The sequence below is a fragment of the Streptomyces alkaliphilus genome (assembly GCF_014141535.1).
In the GTDB taxonomy this organism is placed as follows: domain Bacteria; phylum Actinomycetota; class Actinomycetes; order Streptomycetales; family Streptomycetaceae; genus Streptomyces; species Streptomyces alkaliphilus.
On the sequence record NZ_VKHT01001240.1, the window covers coordinates 1 to 1,259 of the forward strand.

Genomic DNA, 1,259 nt, shown 5'->3' on the forward strand with positions numbered 1-1,259 from the left:
CCGTGGTTCCCGCCGGGACCAACGCCCCGCCCCCGCCCTGTGTTCCCCGGCGACGCCCGCGGCCCCGACGGTGTCCGACCCGTCACACCCCGCGGCCCAAGCAGTCACGGAACGGACAACGGGCTTGACGCGTCCCACCCCCGGGGCAGACTTGGCCCGTTACCACCGTCCACGGGGGAGAGCCATGACAGAGCACGCGCAGCCGCCGGCCGACCACACGGGTCGCGCGGTGGGCGCCGGCCGTTACCGGCTGCAGCAGCTGCTCGGCACCGGCGGCATGGCCTCGGTGCACCTGGCGCACGACTCGGTCCTGGACCGACAGGTCGCCGTCAAGACGATGCACGGGGACCTCGGCCGGGAGGACTCCTTCCGCGAGCGCTTCAAGCGCGAGGCGCAGTCCGTGGCGAAGCTGACCCACACCAACATCGTGTCGGTCTTCGACACCGGTGAGGACGTCATCGACGGGCAGCCGGTGCCGTACATCGTCATGGAGTACGTCGACGGTCGCCCGCTGCGCAACGAACTGGACGAGGACATCGCCCGGTACGGCGCGATGCCCGCCGACAAGGCGCTGCACGTCACCATGGACGTCTGCGCCGCCCTGGACATCTCGCACGAGATGGGCCTGGTCCACCGGGACATCAAGCCCGGCAACGTCATGCTGAGCCGGCGCGGCGGCGTGAAGGTGATGGACTTCGGCATCGCCCGCGCCATGCAGTCCGGCGTGACCGCGATGACCCAGACCGGCATGGTCGTGGGCACCCCGCAGTACCTGTCGCCCGAGCAGGCGCTCGGCCGGGGCGTGGACGCCCGCTCCGACCTGTACTCCGTCGGCATCATGCTCTTCGAACTGCTCACCGGCCGGCTGCCGTTCGACGCGGACTCACCCCTGGCGATCGCCTACGCCCACGTGCAGGAGGAGCCGCCGGCCCCCTCCACCATCAACGCCTCGGTCCCCCCGGCGCTGGACGCCCTGGTCGCCCGGGCCCTGCGCAAGAACCCCAACGAGCGCTTCCAGTCGGCCGAGGAGTTCCGCCGCGCCTGCGAGGAGGCGCGCTCCGCTCTGACCGGCGCGGCCCCCCGCATCACCGGGGCCGCCCCGCCACCCAGCGGCTCGGCGGTCTCGCAGGCCGTCTTCCCGGAGTACGGCTCGGCGGCGCCCTCGCCCTACGGCACACCGGCCCCGGCCGGCGCCTACGGCTACCCGCACGCCGGGCACGGCGCCCCGACCGCCCCGCCGCACGGGGGCGTGTCCACCC

The 1,259-nt window shown here is 73.5% G+C and carries 1 protein-coding gene; it reads left to right on the forward strand.

Annotated features, from left to right (window positions below; all coding sequences use genetic code 11):
- Positions 1-184: 184 nt before the first annotated feature.
- On the forward strand, positions 185-1,259 hold a 1,075-nt coding region (locus FNQ90_RS23690), incomplete at its 3' end, for a protein kinase domain-containing protein (protein ID WP_182608215.1).